Source organism: Streptomyces sp. NPDC047982 (genome assembly GCF_043204165.1).
Lineage (GTDB): Bacteria > Actinomycetota > Actinomycetes > Streptomycetales > Streptomycetaceae > Streptomyces.
This window is the reverse complement of the sequence record NZ_JBIDBS010000004.1, coordinates 87,978-109,358: the sequence shown is the minus strand read 5'-3', so window position 1 is coordinate 109,358 and position 21,381 is coordinate 87,978. Positions and strand designations below refer to the sequence as shown.

Annotated in this window: 17 protein-coding genes and 1 pseudogene; 8 read left to right on the top strand and 10 right to left on the bottom strand. The window is 69.7% G+C overall.

Annotation, left to right across the window (positions count from 1 at the left end; all coding sequences use genetic code 11):
• Positions 1–130: 130 nt before the first annotated feature.
• On the bottom strand, positions 131–2,026 hold the full coding sequence (locus ACGF2V_RS06030; RefSeq protein WP_362703755.1) for an endonuclease/exonuclease/phosphatase family protein: 1,896 nt from the start codon (positions 2,024–2,026) through the stop codon (positions 131–133).
• A 762-nt stretch (positions 2,027–2,788) separates the two neighbouring features.
• Here ACGF2V_RS06030 and ACGF2V_RS06025 point away from each other — a divergent pair.
• The 3 genes from ACGF2V_RS06025 (at position 2,789) to ACGF2V_RS06015 (ending at position 8,320) form a co-directional block, all read left to right on the top strand.
• Positions 2,789–4,255 (top strand): hypothetical protein, encoded by a 1,467-nt coding sequence (locus tag ACGF2V_RS06025; RefSeq protein WP_362703752.1) that lies wholly within the window; start codon positions 2,789–2,791, stop codon positions 4,253–4,255.
• Between the two features lie 397 nt (positions 4,256–4,652).
• Complete coding sequence (locus ACGF2V_RS06020) at positions 4,653–6,116, top strand: alkaline phosphatase PhoX (protein WP_362703749.1); 1,464 nt, start codon at positions 4,653–4,655, stop codon at positions 6,114–6,116.
• Positions 6,117–6,691: 575 nt separating this feature from the next.
• A complete protein-coding gene (locus tag ACGF2V_RS06015) occupies positions 6,692–8,320 on the top strand; it encodes a TROVE domain-containing protein (protein WP_362703746.1) in 1,629 nt (542 codons plus the stop codon).
• A 90-nt stretch (positions 8,321–8,410) separates the two neighbouring features.
• Here ACGF2V_RS06015 and ACGF2V_RS06010 read toward each other — a convergent pair whose 3' ends face one another.
• Positions 8,411–9,673 (bottom strand): TerD family protein, encoded by a 1,263-nt coding sequence (locus ACGF2V_RS06010; protein ID WP_362703743.1) that lies wholly within the window; start codon positions 9,671–9,673, stop codon positions 8,411–8,413.
• Between the two features lie 299 nt (positions 9,674–9,972).
• Positions 9,973–11,424, bottom strand: coding sequence for a penicillin-binding transpeptidase domain-containing protein (locus ACGF2V_RS06005; RefSeq protein WP_362703740.1), 1,452 nt, complete (start codon positions 11,422–11,424; stop codon positions 9,973–9,975).
• A gap of 18 nt (positions 11,425–11,442) precedes the next feature.
• Between ACGF2V_RS06005 and ACGF2V_RS06000 the strand changes: the two genes are divergently transcribed.
• Positions 11,443–11,565: a hypothetical protein gene (locus ACGF2V_RS06000; RefSeq protein WP_362703738.1), complete on the top strand. Its 123-nt coding sequence runs from the start codon at positions 11,443–11,445 to the stop codon at positions 11,563–11,565.
• Positions 11,566–11,625: 60 nt separating this feature from the next.
• Positions 11,626–12,033: pseudogene (locus ACGF2V_RS05995) on the top strand (IS630 family transposase); the annotation flags it as partial.
• Between the two features lie 114 nt (positions 12,034–12,147).
• Here the strand turns inward: ACGF2V_RS05995 and ACGF2V_RS05990 are convergent.
• Positions 12,148–12,525: a nuclear transport factor 2 family protein gene (locus ACGF2V_RS05990; protein WP_362621397.1), complete on the bottom strand. Its 378-nt coding sequence runs from the start codon at positions 12,523–12,525 to the stop codon at positions 12,148–12,150.
• A 283-nt stretch (positions 12,526–12,808) separates the two neighbouring features.
• Here ACGF2V_RS05990 and ACGF2V_RS05985 point away from each other — a divergent pair, with 283 nt between their 5' ends.
• The gene (locus tag ACGF2V_RS05985) at positions 12,809–14,311 is read left to right on the top strand and encodes an aldehyde dehydrogenase (NADP(+)) (protein ID WP_362621443.1); all 1,503 of its coding nucleotides are present in this window, start codon (positions 12,809–12,811) and stop codon (positions 14,309–14,311) included.
• 346 nt (positions 14,312–14,657) lie between these two features.
• Here ACGF2V_RS05985 and ACGF2V_RS05980 read toward each other — a convergent pair whose 3' ends face one another.
• Complete coding sequence (locus tag ACGF2V_RS05980) at positions 14,658–14,858, bottom strand: DUF397 domain-containing protein (RefSeq protein WP_362621396.1); 201 nt, start codon at positions 14,856–14,858, stop codon at positions 14,658–14,660.
• Positions 14,855–15,712: a helix-turn-helix transcriptional regulator gene (locus ACGF2V_RS05975; protein WP_362621441.1), complete on the bottom strand. Its 858-nt coding sequence runs from the start codon at positions 15,710–15,712 to the stop codon at positions 14,855–14,857. Before ACGF2V_RS05975 ends, ACGF2V_RS05980 begins: the two co-directional genes overlap by 4 nt.
• Positions 15,713–15,875: 163 nt before the next feature.
• On the opposite strand from ACGF2V_RS05975, the gene ACGF2V_RS05970 reads away from it, so the two are divergent.
• Positions 15,876–16,337, top strand: coding sequence for an ATP-binding protein (locus ACGF2V_RS05970; RefSeq protein WP_362621395.1), 462 nt, complete (start codon positions 15,876–15,878; stop codon positions 16,335–16,337).
• Positions 16,338–16,424: 87 nt separating this feature from the next.
• Here the strand turns inward: ACGF2V_RS05970 and ACGF2V_RS05965 are convergent, their stop codons facing one another.
• The 4 genes from ACGF2V_RS05965 to ACGF2V_RS05950 form a co-directional block, all read right to left on the bottom strand.
• Positions 16,425–17,171, bottom strand: a complete 747-nt coding sequence (locus ACGF2V_RS05965) for a hypothetical protein (RefSeq protein ID WP_362621393.1) — start codon at positions 17,169–17,171, stop codon at positions 16,425–16,427.
• Between the two features lie 432 nt (positions 17,172–17,603).
• A complete protein-coding gene (locus ACGF2V_RS05960; RefSeq protein WP_362621392.1) occupies positions 17,604–17,942 on the bottom strand; it encodes a hypothetical protein in 339 nt (112 codons plus the stop codon).
• A gap of 25 nt (positions 17,943–17,967) precedes the next feature.
• Positions 17,968–18,867, bottom strand: a complete 900-nt coding sequence (locus ACGF2V_RS05955) for a radical SAM protein (protein ID WP_362621390.1) — start codon at positions 18,865–18,867, stop codon at positions 17,968–17,970.
• A gap of 436 nt (positions 18,868–19,303) precedes the next feature.
• On the bottom strand, positions 19,304–19,555 hold the full coding sequence (locus ACGF2V_RS05950) for a hypothetical protein (RefSeq protein ID WP_362621387.1): 252 nt from the start codon (positions 19,553–19,555) through the stop codon (positions 19,304–19,306).
• A gap of 131 nt (positions 19,556–19,686) precedes the next feature.
• Between ACGF2V_RS05950 and ACGF2V_RS05945 the strand changes: the two genes are divergently transcribed.
• Positions 19,687–21,027 carry a tetratricopeptide repeat protein gene (locus ACGF2V_RS05945; protein WP_362703735.1) on the top strand — a complete coding sequence of 447 codons (1,341 nt, stop codon included), beginning with the start codon at positions 19,687–19,689 and terminating at the stop codon, positions 21,025–21,027.
• Positions 21,028–21,381: the final 354 nt, after the last annotated feature.

Here is a 21,381-nt window from a genome sequence, read left to right as displayed (position 1 = left end):
CCCTTCGGGCGGACGACGCCCCTACGCGCCCGCGCTCGGCATCGCGCCGAGGACGGGCGCACAGCGTGTGGGGCGGGCGCGCGGGCGGAAGCGCGCGATCGGGCACGCGTCGGCGCGGTCCCGCCCCGGCTCACGGACGGAAGCGGAGCACTTGCGGGTCGTGGTCGCTGTTCTGCGCGGCGAACTCGGCGTTGATGTGCACGCTGTCGTACTCGAAGTGGCCGACCGACGGGCTCGTCAGGATCTGGTCGAGGACCTGGCTGTTGCCCTGGTAGACGTAGGAGTAGCGCTCCGCGCGCGGCAGCGACTCGATGGCCGGGGAGAGCACGCCACCGGCCGTGAGCGCCTTGGTCGTACCGGAGAACTCGAAGTCGTTGATGTCACCGACGACCAGTACGTCCGCGTTCCTCTGGACGCTCAGCAGCTTCTTGACGAAGGCGTTGACGGCTGCGGCCTGTGCGTGCCGCTGCACCTCGGACGAACGGGTCGGCGGCTGGTGGTGGGAGACCAGGGACTCGTCGCCGCCCTTGGACGCGAAGTGGTTGGCGACGACGAAGACCGTGCGGCCGCGGAAGACGAACTCCCCGACGAGCGGCTTGCGGCTGTTCTCCCACGCCGCGTCCGCCGGGTCGATCCGGCCGGGGGAGTGGGTCAGCGCGGCCCGGCCCCGCTCCCGCACGACGTCGGTCGCCGTCGTGGCGTCGCCGCCCGCGCGGTCGGTGAACGACACCCGCTCCGGGTTGAAGAGGAACACCTGGCGGATGTTGCCGCCGGGCTGCCCGCCGTCCTTCTTGTCCTGCGGGTCGACGGAACGCCACTGGTACGCCGGACCGCCCGCGGCCACGATCGCGTCGACGAACTTCGTGACGGTGCGGTCCGCGGAGACCGTGCCGTCGTCCTTCGGGCCGTTGTCGTCCTGGATCTCCTCCAGCGCGACGATGTCGGGCGAGGCGAGGTTGTTCACCACCGCGGCGGCGAGCGCGTCGAACTTCTCCTGCGGATCGGCCGGGTCGAGGTTCTCGACGTTGTACGTCGCCACAGCCAGTTCGCCGCGGCGCTGCTTGCGGGTGGTCTCCCGGCGCAGGCCCTTGCCGGTGACCTCTCCCAGGGTGCGGGCGGTCAGCGTGTAGCCGCCGTACTGGTTGAAGTCGAGCGGCCCCTCGGTCGTGCCGGACAGCACGTCACCGACATCGGCGGCCGGGAAGGGGCGCTCGGCGAGCGGCACCAGCGACTGGACCTGGAGCCGGCCGGTGTTCTGCGCGTCGTACGAGCCGTAGACCGTGCCGCCGCGCCGGTTGGCGTGCTCGTACGGCTTCACCGTCACCCACAGTTCGGAGTACGGGTCGGTGGCGCCGACCACCCGCGAGGAACCGATCCGGACATTCATGCCCTCCAGGGACTCGTAGTGGTCCAGGGCGTAGCGGGAGGGAGCGAGGGGGAGCGCGTTGATGGAGCCGCCCGCCGCCGGGTCGCCGGCCGGCGCGTACCGGGAGGGGACCGAGCGCCCGGAGATCGTCACGGGCGAGGGCAGCGGATTGCCGGAGGACACGACCTCGATGGTGGGCCTGCTGATCTGGGTGAGCGACTGGTTGCCCGATGCGGCGCCGCCCGGGACGTACTCGGTGACGGTGCCGGAGACCGTGACCGCGTCGCCGACCGCGACGGTCGGCGCGGACGAGGTGAAGACGAAGACGCCCTCGCTGGTGGCCGGATCGGCGTCCGGGCGCGGCTCCTGGAACCAGAAGCCCTTGGAGCCGTACGTCCGCACCCCGGTGACGATGCCGGTGACACCGCTCACCTGTCGCCCGACGAGCGGGGATATGCGGGTGGAGCCCTGGACGTCGTGGATGCTGACCGGGCCGTCGGCGGGGGAGCCGGAAGCTGGGGTGGAGGAATCGGAGGAGTGCGGAGAAGTGGCGGAGGCGGCGGAGGCGGAGGTGGTGGCAGCGCCGGTGAGCAGGCCCGCCGCGAGCGCGGCGGCGACTACGGCGGTGACGGCGGTCGTTCTGGACGATGCGGCGGGCATCACGGGCTCCGGGGTGTCGAGGGTTGGCGAGAGATGTCTGGGCTGTCGGTGTTGTCGGGGCTGTCGGGCGCGGTCGGGGCTCGGAGGAACGGGACCGCGCGGGCGGCCGGGACTCCGCGTGGTTCGGGGAGTGCGCCCGGACGAGGTGGTCTCCGGGCCGGGCCGCCCCCGTGGCGGGAGCCGTCCGGGCCGGGAGTCCGCGCGGTCGGTGCTCTGCGGGAAGGATCGACGGTCCGCGAGAGGAGTCGATGGCCTCCAAGTGGATCTACGCGCGTCAATCTCGTGTGTGCGCCTGGTAGTTGTCAAGGCCCCCGCAGATGCCGCCTTCCTCCTTCGTCTGAACCGGGCGGCATGGGGCGAAATGCGTCTACGCTGGGCCGCTGGTGCTGTGACCGGAAAGGTTTGCCAGGAAGCTCGCAGCGTCTGGTGCGGTGCGGCGCAAGGCGGAGCATCACTCGTGTACGGGACGTACTCGGGTGATGCGACAACACGGCGAAGCGCCGCGCCGGGCGCCGCGAGCCGGTGAACCTTTCCGGTCGCAGCACTGGGGCGTGTTTCGAAAGTGGCGTCGTCCGCCCGAGGGGCGGGGGCCGCGGCGTCCGGTGCGGTGCATCGCAAGGCGGAGGGTCGTCCTCGTACTGGGCGTACGTGGACGATCCCGACAACGTGGCGAGGCGCCGGGCCCGGCGTCGCGGACCGGACGGGACTTTCGAAACACGCCAAGGACCCGGTACGCCCCGTACGCCCGAGGAGAATCACCAGATGTCCGCAGAGCGCCCCACCCTGCCGCCCGTACGGCTGCACACCGAGGCCGAGCTGGCGCGGGACGCCCTCGCCACACCGTTGCTGGGCCGCGCCATCCGGCTCGCGCGCTGGGCCGGCCCGGATACCAGGGTCGGCGCCGGTGGTGAGCTCGTCGAGGCGCAGCTGCCCGCGGCGGCCGAGCACCTCGGCCTCGCGGCGGACGAGGAGGGCGCGGCGGAGGCGAGCGAGGCGTGGCGGCTCGCGGTCGACACGGGGCTCGTCGACGTCGAGGACCCGGACGAGGACGCCGGGCCGGAGGCGGAGGGGACCGCCACCGCGGGCGAGAACCTGGCGCTGATCACCGGAGGTTCGCCGCAGGACGTCCTCGCGATCTGGCTCGACGGCCTGGAGGCCGCCTACGCCGACGCCACCGCGCCGGTCTTCGACGACTTCGCCGACCTCTTCGCCGAGGACGGTTCAGTCGATTTCGACGCCCTGGACTGGGATCCGGAGGCCGAGGCGGAATTCCTCGACGGGGTCCTCGGCAACCTGTACCTCCTCACCGTCGGCGACGGTGCCGGCGACGGCGGTGCGAAGACGCCCCCGGTGCCGCTGCCCGCGCTCGCCGCCTCCGTGATCGTGCCGGACGACATGGGCGAACCCACCGACGACATCCTTGAACAGGTGTCCGAGGCGATGATGCGGCTCGACGACCAGTTCCGGGTCCTCGAACCCATCGGGATCGTCGAGTACCAGCCGGTGGACGAGGCGTTGCTGGTGGAGGAGGGCGAGGACGCCGACCCGCAGGCCGACGACGAGGACGTCACCCGGTACGGCATGGTGAAGCTGACCCCCCTCGGCCTGTACGGCATCCGGGCGCGGATGCTGGAGGCGGGCGTGGACGCCCCGGCGATCGGTGACCTCGTGGCCAAGGGGGCCGACGCGCTCCTCGGCGGCATCGCTCACTATCCCGAGGCGGCGGCCCGCGCCGAGTCCGAACTGTGGCTCGCCCGCCGCGGCGCGGACGGTGCCGCGGCCGAACTCCTCGCGGCGGCACGGGGCACGGACCAGGAGGCTCCGCTGCGCCGGCTCCACTGCCAGCAGGCGCTTTCCCTGGTCGGCGCGGAGGCGGAGCCCGCGGTGCGCGCGGTGCTGGACGACCCCGAACTCGGCGGCCTCGCCCGGGTCTGGCTCGTGGAGCTCGGCGCGCAGGACGTGCCCGCGCCGCCGGAGTCGATGATCTTCTGGCTCGCCGTCGACACCATCGCGGCCCAGTTGCAGGCCGAGGGCGGCCTGGATGAGCTCCAGGGCCTCGTCGAGAGCCTGGCGGACCGGCACAGCGGCTTCTTCGACGAGGTGTGGCGGGTGGAGCACCCCGCGACGGCGGACGTCCTCGACGCGATGGGCCAGCTGCACAGCGACAAGAAGAAGGCCAAGGCGGCCCGCAAGGCGGCGTTCAAGGCCCGCTCGCGCGCGGGCGCCTGAGGGTGCCCGCCGACGGCGGGCGACGGCGACCGTACGCCTGACGCGACCTCAGGGTTTCCGGGCGCCTGGTGCCGTGCCGATGTGCCGACGCGCCCGGGATGCAGGCATACCGGTGTACGGGACGGTGTCCGTCCGAGCGGTGTGAGGGGAACGCGGTGTGACGAGCGGGTCCGGCCGGACACGGTGGCCGGACCCGCTCGGCCGTGGAACGGCCGTCCGGTTGCCCCGACGCGGCGATCGGCCAAGGGCTTTCGGCCGTTCGTGATCCTTCGGACCGCATTCGATCAACTGCACAGGAAGGATGCCCCGGGGCGTCGCCCGCAGTTCAGCTGGAGTTGGGGCAGGAACGTCACTGTGGGCGCGCCAACAACCCGCCAGTCGTTCCAGGAGTGACGTGATGTCCTTCACCCGCAGGGAATTCACCAGACAGTCCGCCCTCACCGGTGCCGGCATCGCGCTGACCGGTACGGTCGCCGCGCTGGCCACCGCTCCCGGCGCACTGGCCGCCGGGGAGCCGAAGCACGGTCAGGGCCACGGGGACGGGCACGGCAACGGCCACCACGACGAGCCCGGCTACGGACCTCTGGTTCCCGACCCCCGGGGCATCCTCGCGCTGCCCGCCGGATTCTCCTACAAGGTCATCACCCACTGCGGTGTCACCAAGCTGGAGACCGGTGAGTACACCCCGTCCAACCACGACGGCACGGCTGCCTTCGAGGGTCCCCGCGGTGTCACCCTGCTCGTCAACAACCACGAGCTGAGCGGCACCCGCGCCGGCTGGGAGCACCCCGTGCCGCTCACCGAGGGCCTGGTCTACGACCCGGTCGCGGCCGGTGGCTGCACCGTCGTGGAGACCCGCCGCGACGGCCGTACCGCCGAGTGGGTCGGCATCGCCGGTACGTCCACCAACTGCGCGGGCGGCGCCACCCCGTGGGGCACCTGGCTCACCTGCGAGGAGACCGAGGACAAGGCGGGAAGGAACGGCCTGCTCAAGGACCACGGCTACGTCTTCGAGGTCGACCCCTACGACCGGCACGCCAACCGCGACCCCCGCCCGATCAAGGCATTCGGCCGGTACGCCCACGAGGCCGTCGTCATCGACCCCAAGCGCGGTCACGCCTACCTGACCGAGGACGCCTCCGGCCCCAACGGGCTGCTCTACCGCTGGGTGCCGCCGCACGGCTTCCGCCACGGCCGCGGCAGGCTGCGCGCGCTCGCCGACGACGCCGGTGCGCTCCAGGCGTTCAAGTGCTTCGACCGCAACGGGGGGTTCGTCGACGACCTGTCCCGGGCCACGAAGACCGGCACGGTCTACGGGGTGGACTGGGTCGACGTCCCCGACCGCGACGCGAGGACCGTGTCGGTGCGCAAGCAGTTCGCCGACGGCGAGGTCACCCGCGCGCGCAAGCTGGAGGGCATGTGGTGGGGTGACGGCGGCGCGTACATCGTTTCCTCCTTCGCCCGCGCGGAGAGCCCCGGCCGGCACGACGGCCAGGTCTGGTTCTACGAGCCGAAGCGCCGCACGCTGACGCTGAAGGTGCTCCTGGGCGTGAACGCGGACCCGTCGAGGGAAGGCGCCTACGACGGCCCGGACAACATCACCGTCTCGCCGTACGGCGGCCTGGTCGTCGCCGAGGACGGCGACGGCCTCCAGCACCTGTTCGGGGCGACGGAGAGCGGCCGCACGTACCCGATCGCCCGCAACGAGCTGAACATCGGCAGCGAACAGGAGCCGGAGTACAGCGAGTTCACCGGAGTGACGTTCTCGCCCGACGGCAGCACGCTGTACGCCAGCATCCAGGACCCGGGCATCATGCTCGCCATCACCGGCCCCTGGAAGCGGCAGCCGCACCGTCACTGACGACCCGTCCGCGTGGCCGGGCCCCTGCGGATCCCCGGCCACGTACGGATCTCCCGGACCGTACGGGCCACTCCGTGCGGAGCCGCACGCGGTGTGTGCTCGTACGCGCGTGCGTAAATCCCTCGCCTCCGACGCGGCTTCCCCTTTAGAGTCCTGTTCGTGCCCAGGTGCGCAGGCAGGACCTACTTCTTCATGGTGGGGAAGGCCGCGGGGTTTGACTCCCGCCACCGGATTTCGGTCCGGTGTGGTGCCATCGTCGGTTCCGCCGACCTGGATCTCTGGGCACCACAACTGCATCAGCAATGACTGCATGCACCTCCCGGTGCGCAGGCTGCGGCTACTTCATGAATCGAACACGCCGCCGCCGACTCTGATCTCGGGAGGCACAGAGCCGGGAGGGTGCCCGGTGCGAAGACGACGGATACTTCCCGGATCCGACGGTTGCGGGTTCGAGTCCCGCCCGGTTCAGGCCGGTAGCTCAACCTGGAAGAGCATCGGACAATTCCGTCGTCGACCCTGATCTCGGGCGCCCTCCCCTCGCTGTGCCTTCTCCCAACGAATTCGGGGGAATTCGCATGGCACGCTTCAACATCCGCATCACCAAGTCCCGTACGGAAAAGCCTCGTTCGGACAGCCGCCGGGCCGCCTCGCCCGTGCGGTCGACCGGCTGCACCGCGTCCAACCACCAGGGCGGCCGGGGCTTTCTCCGCGACGAGCGCTCCGAGCTCTTCCTGCTCGCGATCACCAACTTCGTCTCGCAGCAGACCTTTTACGAGGACGGCGAGCAGCGCGACGACCGCTTCGCCGAGCTGGTGCGGACACTCGCCGTCGACGACCCGGAATGGACCGCCGGTCTGCTCCACTGGCTGCGCCGTGACGGGCAGATGCGTACCGCTTCGCTCGTCGGCGCCGCCGAGTACGTCAAGGCGCGCCTCGACGCCGGTGCCGAGGGCGGCCCTTCCAACCGGCGCGTCGTCGACTCCGTCCTGCTGCGCGCCGACGAGCCCGGCGAATTCCTCGGGTACTGGACCTCGCGCCACGGCCGTGCCGTGCCCAAGCCGGTCAAGCGCGGCATCGCCGACGCCGTGCGCCGTCTCTACGACGGCAGATCGCTGCTGAAGTACGACACGGCGTCCAAGGGCTACCGCTTCGGCGACGTCCTGAACCTGGTGCACGCCTCGCCCGACCCGGCCAAGCCGCGGCAGGGCGAGCTGTTCCGGTACGCCCTCGACCGCCGCCACCACCCGGAGACGGCCGCGGTGCCCGCCGCCGATCGCATCCTCACGGCCCACCGGGCGCTGAGGGAACTCCCGGTCGAGGAGCGGCGGGCCGTGGTCACCGCCGCGGACGGAGCGGACCGGCTGGCCGCCGCGGGCATGACCTGGGAGGCCCTGGCCGGCTGGTTGCAGGGGCCGATGGACGCCGCGGCCTGGGAAGCGATGATTCCGTCCATGGGCGCGATGGCGCTCGTCCGCAATCTGCGGAACTTCGACGAGGCGGGTGTCTCGGACGAGGTGGCCGCGCGGGTGGCGGCGAGGATCAGCGACCCGGAGGCGGTCGCCGCGTCCCGGCAGTTCCCGTTCCGCTACCTCGCGGCGTACCGGCACGCGCCCTCGCTGCGCTGGGCACACGCGCTGGAGATGGCGCTCGGGCACTCCCTGGCGAATGTGCCCGCACTGCCGGGGCGGACGTTGATCCTGGTGGACCGCTCGGGCTCGATGTGGTCGCCGCTGTCGGACCGTTCGCAGCTCAACCGGGCCGATGCCGCCGCGATCTTCGGCACGGCGCTGGCGCTGCGGGCCGAGGAGGCGGACCTGGTGCAGTTCGGCACGAGCAGTGCTCGGGTGAGGTTCCGGCGCGCCGAATCCGTGCTGAAGGTGCTGGAGCGCTTCGGGGACCTCGGCGGCACCAACACCGCGGAGGCGGTGCGTCGCCACTACCGGAAGCACGACCGGGTGCTGATCGTGACCGACGAGCAGGCGTCGTTCTCGTACGCGGCGGACACGACGGCGGCCGTGCCGTCCACCGTGCCCGTCTACACGTGGAACCTGGCCGGGTACCGGACCGGGCACGCCCCGTCGGGCGGCGCGAACCGGCACACCTTCGGCGGGCTGTCCGATGCGGCGTTCCGCATGGTGCCGCTGCTGGAGGCGGGCCGGGACGCGCACTGGCCCTGGAGCCGTCCGGAGACGGACAGCGCCTGAGCGCGTCCGAGGGGCGTGGTCACCCGCGCCGGCCGATGGCCCCGGCCGTCCGGCGGACCGCCGGTGGGCCGGGGGCCGCCGCCCGGCGCGCTACAGCGCCTGGGCGGCGGGCTTCACCATGGCGCGGACGGTGCGTGCCTTCACGAAGTCACCCATGGCCGTCATCTCCCATTCGCCGGAGAACTGCCTGATCAGCTTCGCCATCATCACACCGGTCTGCGGCTGCGCGCCGGTCAGGTCGAAGCGGACCAGTTCCTCGCCGGTGGCCGCGTCGAGCAGCCGGCAGTACGCCTTGGCGACCTCGGTGAACTTCTGGCCGGTGAACGAATTGACCGTGAAGACCAGTCCGGTGGCCTCCGCCGGGATCCGGCCCAGGTCGACGACGATCACCTCGTCGTCCCCGGCGCCCTCGCCCGTGAGGTTGTCGCCGGAGTGCTTGACCGACCCGTTGAGGATGGAGAGCTTGCCGAAGTAACAGCTGTCCAGGTGGTTGCGGTTGGGGCCATAGGCGATCACCGAGGCGTCCAGGTCGATGTCCTTGCCGCGGAACGCGGGCTCCCAGCCGAGGCCCATCTTGACCTGGGAGAGCAGCGGGCGGCCGCCCTTGACCAGGGACACCGTCTGGTTCTTCTGGAGGTTGACCCGGCCCTTGTCCAGGTTGATCCGGCCGGAGGAGGCGGGCGCGGGTGCGGCCGGCGGGGCGGCGGGGGCCGGGGAAGCGGCGATCCGCGGGTCCACGGGGGGCGCGGCCGGCATGGGGGGCGCCGAGGGCGCGGGCGCTGCGGCCGGAGCTGGCGGCGCGCTGGGCACGGCCGCCGACGTGGGCGTGGCGGTGGTCACGGGGGTGGGCTCGTCCTCCACCGAGACGCCGAAGTCCGTCGCGATGCCGGCCAGGCCGTTCGCATAGCCCTGGCCGACCGCCCGGACCTTCCAGGCGCCGTTGCGGAGATAGATCTCCATGACCACCAGTGCCGTTTCCGCCGTCAGCCGGGGCGGGGTGAACGTGGCCAGCACGCTGTCGTCGTCGGCGTTGCGCACGGTCGCCGTGGGCTCGATGCCCTGGAAGGTCTGCCCCGCCGCGTCCGGACTCGCCGTGACGACGATCTTCTCGATGCCGGTCGGGACCGCGGCGGTGTCCACCAGGATCGCGTCCGGTGACGTACCGCCGCCGGAGCGGTACGTCACGCCGGGGCCGACGGGCTGGTTGTAGAAGATGAAGTCGTCGTCGGAGCGCACCTTGCCGGAGGCGGTGAGAAGCAGGCCCGAAACGTCGAGCCGCACCGGTGCGGAGACGTCCACTGCCACGCGGGCGATGGACAGCGGAATGTTCGAGCCAGGGGTCATAGCGGTCATGCACCGGTAACGAACGACCCGGCTTTGCCGTTCCCTTACCTTCCCCGCCTTGACGTATCCGTGACGCGGCTTCCGCGTTCCGGTGCTGGGCGAGGCGCCCCGCCCCCGCGCCGTCGTCCGCCGGGCGCTGGCACGCCTCGGGGGACGAGGATCACGAAGGCGATGAAGGAAACCACCCCGCCGGGAACCGCGCCGGGAACCGCGCCGGGACCAGGCGAGGTGGCATCACCGGCGTGCGGGCAACGCCGCGCCGGGACCGCGGCGTACGGCCCCGGCCTGCCGCGCCCCGGCCCCGCCCCTCAGCGCGCCAGGGCCGCCTTCATCATCTTCTGGGCGATCGGCGCGGCCAGGCCGTTGCCGCTGACCTCCGAGCGGGCCGCGCCCGAGTCCTCGACGATCACCGCGACCGCGACCTCCTTGTCGCTGGACCGGTCCTTCGCGTACGACGTGAACCAGGCGTACGGCGATTTACTGTTGCCTACACCGTTCTGCGCGGTTCCCGTCTTGCCGCCGACCTCGGCCCCGGCGATCCGGGCGTTGGTGCCCGTGCCCTCCTCGACGACCGTCACCATCGCGCTGCGCAGCTGCTCGGCGGTGGACTTCGAGACCACCCGCTTCGTGTCCCCGTCCGCGAAGTCCTGCAAGGTGTCGCCCTCGGCGTCGGTCACCTTCGCGACCATGTGCGGCGCGGCCAGTTCACCACCGTTGGCGAGGGTGGCCGACACCATGGCGATCTGCAACGGCGTCGCGGTCACCTCGAACTGCCCGATGCCCGACAGCGCCGTCTGTGCCTCGTCCATGCCGGACGGGTAGACGCTCTCGTAGGCACGCACCGGCACATCGAGCTTCTCGTCGTTGAAGCCGAACTTCTCCGCCATCGCCTTGACCTTGTCCTGGCCGAGATCGACGGCGATCTTGCCGAAGACGTTGTTGCAGGAGTACTGGAGCGCGGTGCGCAGCGTGGCGTTCTCGCAGGGGGCGGAGGGGTTCTCGTTCTCCAGGTCCCTGGTGGTACCGGGCAGGCGGTACGGATTCGGACTGTCCGTGCGCACGTCGACGGAGTCGTACAGCCCGTCCTCCAACGCCGCGGCGGCCACCACCAGCTTGAACGTCGAACCAGGCGCCAGCGGCTGCCGCAGCGCCCGGTTGACCAGTGGCTTGTCCTTGTCGTTCAGCAGCGCCTGCCAGGCGTCGCCGTCCGTCGTGCCGCTGATCGTCGACGGGTCGTAGGACGGGGTGGAGACCATGCCCAGGATCTGCCCGGTGGCCGGGTCGATCGCGACCGCCGCGCCCTTGTCGTCGCCGAGCGCCTCGTACGCGGCCTTCTGCACATCGGGGTCGATCGTGGTCAGGACGTCGCCCGGGGACGCCTGCTTGTTGGTCAACGCGTCCATCGGGTTCTTCAGCCGGTCGTCGGTGCCGTCGAGCACATGGCTGTAGATCCCTTCGAGCTGCGTGGTGCCGAACGCCTGCGAGCTGTAGCCGGTGACGGCCGAATAGAGCGCGCCCTCGGTGTAGGTGCGCTTGTACGCGAGGTCGCTGTCCACCGTCCTCTTCGAGCCGGTGACCGGTTTCCCGGCCACGATGATGTCACCGAGCGGCTGCGCGTACTGTGCGATGGTCTTCCGCCGGTTGTGTTCGTTGTCTGCGAGAGCCTGTGCCTGATACGCCTGCAACCAGGTCGCCCGCACCAACAGCGCGAGGACCATCAGCAGGCAGAAGACCGAGGTCCGCCTGATCGCCTTGTTCATCCCGGGAGGGAACGAGCGGTGCGCCGAGCGCTGTTCCTGGCCGCGCGGATTCTCACCGATTCCTCATCTCTCGTCATCGGCAGACCCGCCGCGCCGTACGGGGCCGGACCGGGCGCGGGCGCGGCTCGGCTCAACAGCTAGTGCCGTGACCGGCAAGGTTTGCCCGGAAGGAGCGGCGTCCGGTGCGTGCGATCGCAAGGCGGCCGGATCGGCCGCGAGGCGTTACGCTGCCTGCTCGCCCGGCGCGGCGTCACCTTCCAGCGCACCAAGACGTGGAAGCAGTCCCCGGACCCCGAGCGCGAGGCGAAGCTGGACCGGATCGAGGCAGTGGTGGACCGGTTCCCGGACCGGGTCTTTGCATTCGACGAGTTTGGCTCGCTCGGGATCCGGCCCACCGCCGGCTCCGGCTGGGCTACGAAGAAGCGCCCCGGCCGGCTGCCGGCCACTTACCACCGCACCCACGGGGTGTGCTACTTCCACGGCTGCTACTCGGTCGGCGACGACCGTCTGTGGGGCGTCAACCGCCGCACAAAGGGCGCCGCGAACACGCTGGCCGCACTGAAGTCGATCCGCGCCGCCCGTCCGGACGGCGCACCGATCTACGTGATCCATCCGCTGGGGCGGACGCCCCCTCTACACCGCAGCCTGATCAACCGCGAACCGCAGCCCCGGAGCGCCGAACGGGGCAAGTTCAGGAGAAAGACGGCGCCGGAGAAGGATGACTCAGGAGGCGGACGGCTCGATCTCCCCCGCGAAGACGATGACCTGGTCGATGAGGCTCCGCCGCAGATGGACGACGTCCGTTCCCGCCAGGCGGGGGCCTCCATCCGGCGTGGTGAAGACCCACTGGTACCGGGCCCACTCGTTAGGCATGTCCACCGCTGAGCAGCGCACCATCGTACCGGTCCCTGCCGGGTGGCGCCTGATGTCCAGCACGAACCGCTCGACCGCCTCGATCCCTTCGCTGCGACCCAATGGCCCCCAGAAGACCACGTCTGAGGTCAGGGCCCGGGAGAGCAGGACAGTCACATAGCGGTCGTCCGAGGCGTTGAACGCGGAGATGAACGTGTCGATTGCGGAGCGCGCGGTCTCTTCCTGCATGCCCCAGTAATACCAGACCGTTTCGCGTGCGCTCGTCCCGTGAGCCGCCTTCCGATCACGGTGAACCATCCCGGTCACAGCACTAGCCAGTGCCCCTCCCCGCAACGCTTTTGTGACCCTCCGGAACCCGGGGATGCACGGCCCCTCCGACTCCTTGCCAACTCCGGGCATCCGGAAATAGAGTCGCGCCGTATTCATGATCGGGAATCGTGTTCAAAATACCGAACGAATTCCCACATGTAACAGCGGAGCGGAAGGATTCACGGTGGCCGCAGCACCCGTCCTGAGTGTCGACCCTCGCACCGGCAACCCGCGCGAGCAGGTTGCGGTGGAGGCCACGCCGGAGGAGGTCGACCGCGCCGTCCGGGCCGCCCATGCCGTACGCGGCGCCCTCGCCGACCGTGTCGTACGCGCCGCCTTCCTGCGTACCGCAGCCGATCTGCTCACCGAGGCCGGGGAGCACGTCATCGAGGCCGCCGACGCGGAGACCGCACTCGGCCGGACCCGGCTCACCGGTGAACTCGCCCGGACCGCCGCTCAGTTGAGGGCGTTCGCGGAGGTCGTCGACGAGGGCTCCTTCCTCGACATCCGCATCGACCACGAGGACGCCACCCAGACCCCGCCGTGGCCCGACCTGCGCCGCTACAAGGTTCCGCTCGGGGTCGTCGCCGTGTACGCGGCGAGCAACTTCCCGCTCGCCTTCTCCGTCCCCGGCGGTGACACCGCGAGCGCGCTGGCCGCCGGGTGCCCCGTCGTGGTCAAGGCGCACCCCGACCACCCCGCCACCTCCGAACTCTGCGCCTCCGTACTGCGCCGGGCGGCGGCACGGGTCGGCCTGCCCGAAGACGTACTGATCCTGGTGCACGGCTTCGACGCGGGCATCGAACTGATCAGGCACCCGCTGGTCGCCGCCGCCGGGTTCACCGGCTCGGTGCGCGGCGGACGCGCCCTGCACGACGCGGCAGCCGCCCGCCCGGTCCCCATCCCCTTCCACGGCGAACTGGGCTCCCTGAACCCCGTGGTCGTCACGGAGGCAGCCGCCGCCGAGCGCGGCGAGCGGATCGGCGCCGATCTCGCGGGCTCGATGACCCTCGGCCTGGGGCAGTTCTGCACCAAACCCGGACTCGTCCTGGCCCCGGCCGGAGAGAGCGGCGACCAACTGCTGAAGTCGCTCACCGACGCGGTCGGCGACACAGAGGCGGGAGTCCTGCTCGACCACCGGATGCGCGACGCCTTTGTCTCAGGGGTACGCGAACGGGCCGGGCTCCCCGGCGTCGAGGCCCCGGTCACCCCGGGCGCGGGCGGCGACCACACCGTCGCTCCCGGCTTCCTCACCGTACCGGCGCACCTCCTCACCGCCGACGGCCCGCACGACGCGCTCCTGGAGGAGTGCTTCGGGCCGGTCACGGTCGTCGCCCGCTACACCTCCGGCGACGAGATCGACGCCGTCCTCTCCCGCCTCCCCGGCAACCTCACCGCCACCCTCCACATCGCCGTCGACGGACCCGACACCGACGCCCCCGCCCTTCTCGCCGCCCTCACCCCTCTGGCCGGACGCGTCCTCGTCAACGGTTGGCCCACCGGCGTCGCCGTCGCCCCCGCCCAGCACCACGGCGGCCCCTACCCGGCCACCACGTCCACCTCCACCTCGGTCGGCGCCACCGCGATCGAACGCTGGCTGCGCCCGCTCACCTACCAGTCGACCCCCGACGCCCTTCTCCCGCCGGAACTCCGCGAGGGCAACCCGCTGAACCTGCCCCGCAGCGTCGACGGCCGCCGCGTGTGACCGTCGCCGCCCCGCCCGGTGTGGCCGGCCGTCCGCCGTCGAGGGATCCTGTCGTGTCCTGACGCGCACCACCGGGCACGCCCGCCATGGCTGTCACCTTGCGTCGTCGGCGTGGTCGTCGCCGCACCCGCGGAGCGGAAGCGGAAACCGGCGGCGTTTCCGCTTCCGCGCCAGCGTGAACCCGCGACCACCGCGTGGCGACCGCGCCAGGCCGGCCGAGTGACCCGGCCGCCTGGCCCCGTCGGCCGACGAGCCTGCCACGCCCTGTACGGGCGTTCTCGAACGCCCGGCTCACCTCAGTGGTGGCGCGAGGGTGACGGTTTTCCGGTGGGACTCCGGCGCGGGCTCACTGTGCCGCGTATCGCACGAAGTGCGTCCAGGCGGCCGGGGTGAGGGTGATGGGGGAGAGGGCGGTGTCCTTCGAGTCGCGGACGAGGACGGTTTGATCGACGGTGGCGAACTCCACGCATGCCCCGCCTTCCCCGCTGCTGTATCTACTCTTGGACCAGGAAAGGTTGGCCCTGTCGATGGGCTGACGACCGCTCATTGTTCTCCCAAGACCTTCTCGATCAGTACCAGGGACTCGCGGGGACTGAGTGCCTGACCTCGGATGCTGCCGTATCGCGCCGACAGGATACGTACTTCCTCCAGGTCGGTGATCAGCTTGCTGATGTTCTGGACCTCCAGATAACCCACCTGAGCCCGCCCTTTTGGAGTGAGCAGGATGAACGGGCCACCGAGGCTCGGATGTTCATCAACATACGTCGGCATGACCTGAAGCTCCACGCTGCGCAGCCCCGCGAACTCGACCAACTTTTCAAGCTGGCGGCAGTGGACATCACGCCCGCCGATGGGGCGTCGGAGGACGGACTCCTCGATGATGAACGTTGTCAGTGGCGGCGGCCAACTCGTCAGGATTTCCTGGCGTTCCATTCGCGCCAGTACGCGCTGTTCGACGATGTCATCAGGAAGGAGTGGCTGACGGCTGGTGAAGACCGCGCGGGCGTGGTCTTCGGTCTGGAGCAGTCCAGGCATGGCAAGTGTGCTGTAGTCGTGCAGTTCGACCGCCTGCCGCTCCAGCTTCGCGTAGTCCTTGAACCACGCCGGATGCTTCACGCGGGCTCGTGCCTTCGCGCGTTTCACGTCCTCCATCGTGGACCGGAGCAGTCCGCCCGCACTCAGCAAGTCGTCCGCCGCGTCCAGGAATTCGGGCTGCGGTGTTCTGCGTCCGCGTTCCAGAGAGCGGATCAGCTCCTCGCTGTAGCCGAGGCGTTCACCGAGTTCCCGCTGGGTGAGGCCGGTCCGTTCGCGCAGCAGCCGGACTTGACGGCCGATCACACGGAACAGGTCCGCCGCTTCCTCCGAGTCGTCGTTGCCGTCGATCGCGCCGTCCAACTCCATGGTGCTGCCCACCTTCGTTCCTCGTCGGTCCACCGTGCCTGTCGCCGCCCGCCCCTCCGTTACGGGGACGGCCGGTACCGGTCGCCGTGCGTACCGGTACATGCACGCTGCGTACCGTCGTCATTGCTGGTCAGCGTACGGCCGCTCGACCACGCTGGGCGGCGTGACGAGTGAATCCGTACAGATCGATGCCCCGCAACCGGCAGTACCCGCACAGCAGTTCACGCAGCTGTTCAGCGCCACCCGCCGAGGCGCCCGCCTGGCCCGGTTGCTCGCGGTGGAGCAGTTGGCGGCGTGGGGATGGCCGCGCGACGGGGAGCGCACCGACGCCGCCGCGCTCGTCGTCGCCGAACTGGCGGCGAACGCGGCCGTGCACGGGAGACGGGAGGGGCGGGGCTTCCGTCTCGGGCTCGGGCTCCTGCCGGACGGACGGCTGCGCATCGAGGTCACCGACCCGCGTGGCGAACGCCCCGTCTCCGGCGCGTGCCGGGAAGCGGAGGAAGGCGGCCGGGGGCTGGTCATCGTCGACGCGCTCGCCGCGAACTGGGGTGTGCGCCCGCACCGACCGTCGGGGAAGACGGTCTGGGCCGAGATCTCCCCGGCGTGTCCCCGTGTTCGTCGATGAGTCCGTCGGTCGGAAGTGTTCCGCGCGTTGCCCTCCGCCTCCTGCGCAAAGGTCCGTGCTGGTGGGCACTGCCGCTCCTGTCGGTCCTCAGTGCTTGAGGCTCGCCATGAGGTCACGCATGTCACTGATCAAAGCCGAGTGGTAGGCGGACACCTCGGGGACGTCCGGTTCGTCGCCCGTGGGGTGCTCGTGCGAGCCGTTGTTCATGTACACGGTGAAGACGGAGAGGCTCAGGGAGAGGACCGCGCCGCCCTCCAGCACCCGGAGCTCCGAGGTCCCGTCGTCACCGGTCAGCAGGTAGGCCCGGTCACCGAGGTTCGGCACCGTTTCCAGCTTCGCCTCGGGGTCGACGCTCCCATCGGTCACCCGTCGCAGAGCCTCGAACTCGGCCCGGGGGTCCGACTCCTTGTGCAGCGACACCGTGACTCCGACGCTGTATTCGATCGACCAGCCCTTGTCGGGCTGGTCGGCCGCGTCCGCCGGCTGGAGGGAGATGGAACACCGCACCTGGTCGAGGGCGGCATGGCTCAAGAGCCGTGGTCCGGCATCGACGTGCTCCCTCGGCCCGATCGCCGCGCCGATCGACTTCAGCCGCAGGGACGGGCAGGGGTCCTTGTCCAGCCGGTACCCGTGCATGTCCGGTTTCCGGTCGCCGAGTCCGTACAGGAAGAACGCCGCGGCCCAGAGAGCGGTGGCCATGACGGCCCCGCCCAGCGCCCACAGCCACGGTCTGCGCTCCCTGGGGCTTCCGGCGGGTTCACTCCCGAAACCGCCCATCACCTCACGGGAGTCGGTGGGGCCGAAGTCCCCCGTCATCTCCGGCTCGGAAATCATCGGGCTCCCCCTCGATCGTGACCTTCGTCGCCCATGGGATCACATCATGCGCCTCTGTGTTCGCGCAGATGTTTGGCGTCCTCCGCCCGGATCGCGACGGCTCAGGCGCTGCGCATGGCGTGCCCGCGTAGGCGCAGTCCGGTTCGTGTTCCGGGAATGCGCGGAGCCGTGGAGGTGTTCGACCGCGTGTGCGGAGGAGTGCTCCGCGCTGCCCGGCCCCGGCGCCCGGCATCGGACCCCTGATTCCAGGGTCCGGACCTCAGCCCCGACCCCCGGAGAGAAGAGACATGCGCGTCGAGATCTGGAGCGACATCGCGGGGCGGCGCGCGAGGCTCTGACCAGCGTCTATGCAACGGAAGTTGGACAGCAGGAAGCCCCGTCCATACGCCGGGGGGAGACGTATGGACGGGGCTGGTTGGGCTATTCGGTCGGTCAGTGCGGCGCGAAGGCGGTTGCGCGCAGGTCTGACAGGCGGCGCTGATACATCGGGCCGATGGCGTGCGCGCCTCTGGCCTCGCTCGGGGTGGCTTGCTCGATGAGGTGATGGGACACGGCCTTGAGATGAGCGGCCCAAGCGATCACGTGCTGTTGGGCCGTCCGCCCGCATTCCTGCGGTTCACCAGGGAGGCAGAGCGGGAGTTCCGGCCCGAGCTTGTTGGCTGCGTGCCGGACGTATCGAGCGATGGTGAGCCATTCCTCCTCGGTCCGACGAATGGCGTTGCCGTCCTCCTCCCACCCCCATGGACCGAAGTCGTCTCCGTGATCGTCCATCTGTGCACTCCTCGCATTCAGCGGGCTAGGCAGGTGTGGCGATCGTAGCGGCGGTGCCCGCTTCCTTGGGGTCGCAGTGCCCGACCGAGGGAACGCACGGACCACAGGGGCCGCACATGGGTAGGAACTGCGGAGGAGTGCACGACTGGACACCATCCCCGTGAACCGCTGCGATCTCGGCCGTGACGTCGGCCATCTGAGCGCCGCCCCAGATATCGGAGATCGACTCATCCAGCACGTTCCCGATGGTCAGGAATCGACCGAGGACGCACGGCCACACGTCGCCGGTCGGGCCGATGGCGCATTTTTCTTGGGCGCAGTGCCCGCACAGATCGGCGATGGTCGGCGCTGCGCCATTGCTCGCACGGCCGAATGCACGCGTCCGATCACCGCCAACCGTTCCGACACCGAGCGCCGTAAGGTCCTGTGCGGCTTCCTGTACCCGCTGGCCGGCCTGCACGGCGACGACTCCGCCGCGCAGCGGGATGCCGAGTTCCAGCGCCTTCTGGACATTGGCGCGAGTCTTCCTGTGCGATCCGCGCAGTTGCGTCACCTGGTCGTGTTCCTCGGCGGTGTCCGAGTAGTACGACGTAGCCAGCTTCACGCCGTACTCCGCGAACGTGTCCCACAGTTCCGGACGGATGTGGGTCATGTTCGAGAACACTTCGATCCCAAGGCCTCGGCCGTGGGCGTGCTTGATCAGCGCGGGGAGGCTCGGGTGGAGCGTCGGCTCACCCCCGATGAACTGAACGTCCAGGGTGCCCATGTCGGCAAGCTGGTCAATTACGTTCAGCCAGTCCTGCACGGTCATGGTGCCGTGCGTGCCCTTGGGGCCACTGTCCGCGTAGCAGTGATCACAGAACTCGTTGCAGAGTCCCGTGATCTCAAGCCACGCGAATAAGAGTCGGTTTTTGGCAGCGTGCATCGTGCCTCCCTTTAACTCTTGGTGATTGGAACCCCGCCCCTGCCTCAGATGAATTTCCGTGGGGTTGGAGATTCGGATAGTCCGGCAGGGGCGGGGAGTCTCAGAGGCGGCCGGGAGCGGCCAGCGTGGGAATCGCCGTGGACAGTGCGGCGACGGTGAAGACGAATACGGACCACCCGAACCGGCGTACATACCTCACGGGCTCCCCCGGAGTGGGACGCAGTTGGGGCAGTCGTCATGACGGGGGTTCGGGGGGTGCAGCGGGCCGGGGAGGTAGACCACACCCGAGGCCACGTCCAGCGCCCCGCCGTACTGATTCCACCAACCGGCCGGAGAGTCCGCGTACGGGCTTCCGGGGGCGTCCATGAGGCTAACTAGCTCCGGGGGCGGGAGAGGCCGCGTACGGCGCTTCTGCGGCTTCACCACGGGGCCCGCCTCACATCCGCTCCCTTATCCGCTGGCTCGTGTTCGCGGTGACCACAGCGGCGCTGAGCGCGTCGGACTGGTAGGCGGTCCGCAGGTTCTCCGGGTCCGCCTCCCATTCCCGCCCACCGTTCAACGGGCGGAGCTGGTAGCGGGGCCCGACGTGACCCATGACGTACCCCACGCGGCTCGTGGAGACGTCCAGGGCGGTTTCCCCGGCCTCCCAGTCCTGGGGGTGCTCACGTCCGCCTTCAGGACTGCTCATGGCTGCACCTCTCGTGGTCGTTCGGCTGCTCACAGAAGGCAACCGCGTAACCACGGCGGAGAGGTACCGTTGCAACAGCACCAGGACTTAAGAGCTTTAAGCGGCTTGAAGACACGGGGAGTTGATGACCAGTGGCCAGCCCCAACGAATCGCTTGCCCGGCTTCACCGGGAAACCGGCTGGACGCTCCGCCAGTTCGCCCAAGAGGTCAACAAGCTGGGGACCAAGCAGGGAACGCCCCTCAAGTACCGTGAACCCTCGGTGCATCAGTGGCTCAACGGGCACATGCCGAAAGAGTCCGTTCGCCCGCTGATCTTGGAAGCGCTGGCCCGCAGGCTCGGCCGCCCCATTACCCACAGCGAGGCAGGATTCCCGCCCTCTTCCGTCGAAGAGTCCAGCGCGTTCCCCAGTACGGTGGAAGGGCTGCTAGACCTGGGGAGACAAGATATGGACCCGGCACGCCGAAGCGTGCTTGGAGTAGGTCTTTTCTCCGTCGCCCTTACCGTGCCTAATTGGCCGGACGTGGTCGGCAGAATGGAATCTGCCCAAAAGGGCGACATGCAGCGCATAGGAATGTCCGATGTTCAATCGGTCATTGCCATGACTGAACGGCTTTCAGACATTGACGACCAGTTCGGAGGGCGGACAGCTCGGCCCATGGCTGCCGCCTATTTGGTGAACACCGTTGCGCCATATCTGCGCGCTGACGCCCCGGACGACGTCCGCAAGGCAATGATGGCCGCCGCGTCGGATCTCTCATATCTCACGGGATATATGGCAGTGGACGAGGGCGTACACGGAATGGCGCAGCGCTATTACCTAAAAGCCCTCGAACTTGCCGGGGCGTCTGAGGATCACCTCACGTTCTGCACTACTCTTCGGGGGATGAGCGTTCAGGCCGTGGACCTCGGGCATGGGGCCGAAGCATTGCGCCTCGCCGACGCTGCCGCCGCCGCTTCCCCGCAGGCCGGTCCCAGGATGCGCGCATTCCTCGCCGGACAGCAGGCGCACGCAGCCGCACAAGAGGGCAACAGGCGCATGGCTCTACAGCACATCCGGGAAGCTGAGACAGCGATGGAAAAGGCAGAGTCGCAGTCCAAGACTTTCGGGTCCTACAACCCTTCCTCGCTGGCCTACCATGTGGGACAAGTCCGTTACGAACTCGGGGACTTCACAGGCTCGATCGATTCACTCAACGAGTCGGACCGACTCCGCCCGAGCGCGTTCCGGCGGACGAGCATTCGTTACCTGTCCATGCTGGCCGAACGGCAACTACAGGTCGGCCACTTGGAAGAAGCGTGCAAGACGTGGGGGCGCGTTCTGGAGATATACCCACTCGTCCAGTCCGGGCAGTGCGACCGCAGCATGACCGCCATGTACAGCCGAATTCGCCCCTACTTGAAGAACCACACGGCGCGGGAGTTGTACGAGCGGGCACGACTGGTAACGCCCCCGAACCTGCTCCCGGCCTAAGAATCGAAGGGCCCGAAACCCGTGGTATGTCTGGCCAGCCTGGGAACTTTCCTGAGTCGCAACTGGTACAATCGATCGAAATAAGGATAAGACGTCATGGCGCGCACGTTGGGCGATATTGAGTACGCACAAGGTTTCCGGTTCGAGTGGTCCGACCGACGGCGGGACAACGGGGCACTTTGCGGGTGGTTCTTCCGGGATGACCCGGAGGACGAGCCGAACGGAACCGAGCGGCTTTGGATCACGGAGGTCCCGACTCGGGACGGAGAAACCCAGAATTACTGGGTACAGCCGGGCCCTGGGGAGAATCCCGGATACCCCCTCCCTTCGCTGGACATGGCAACCGCGTACTTC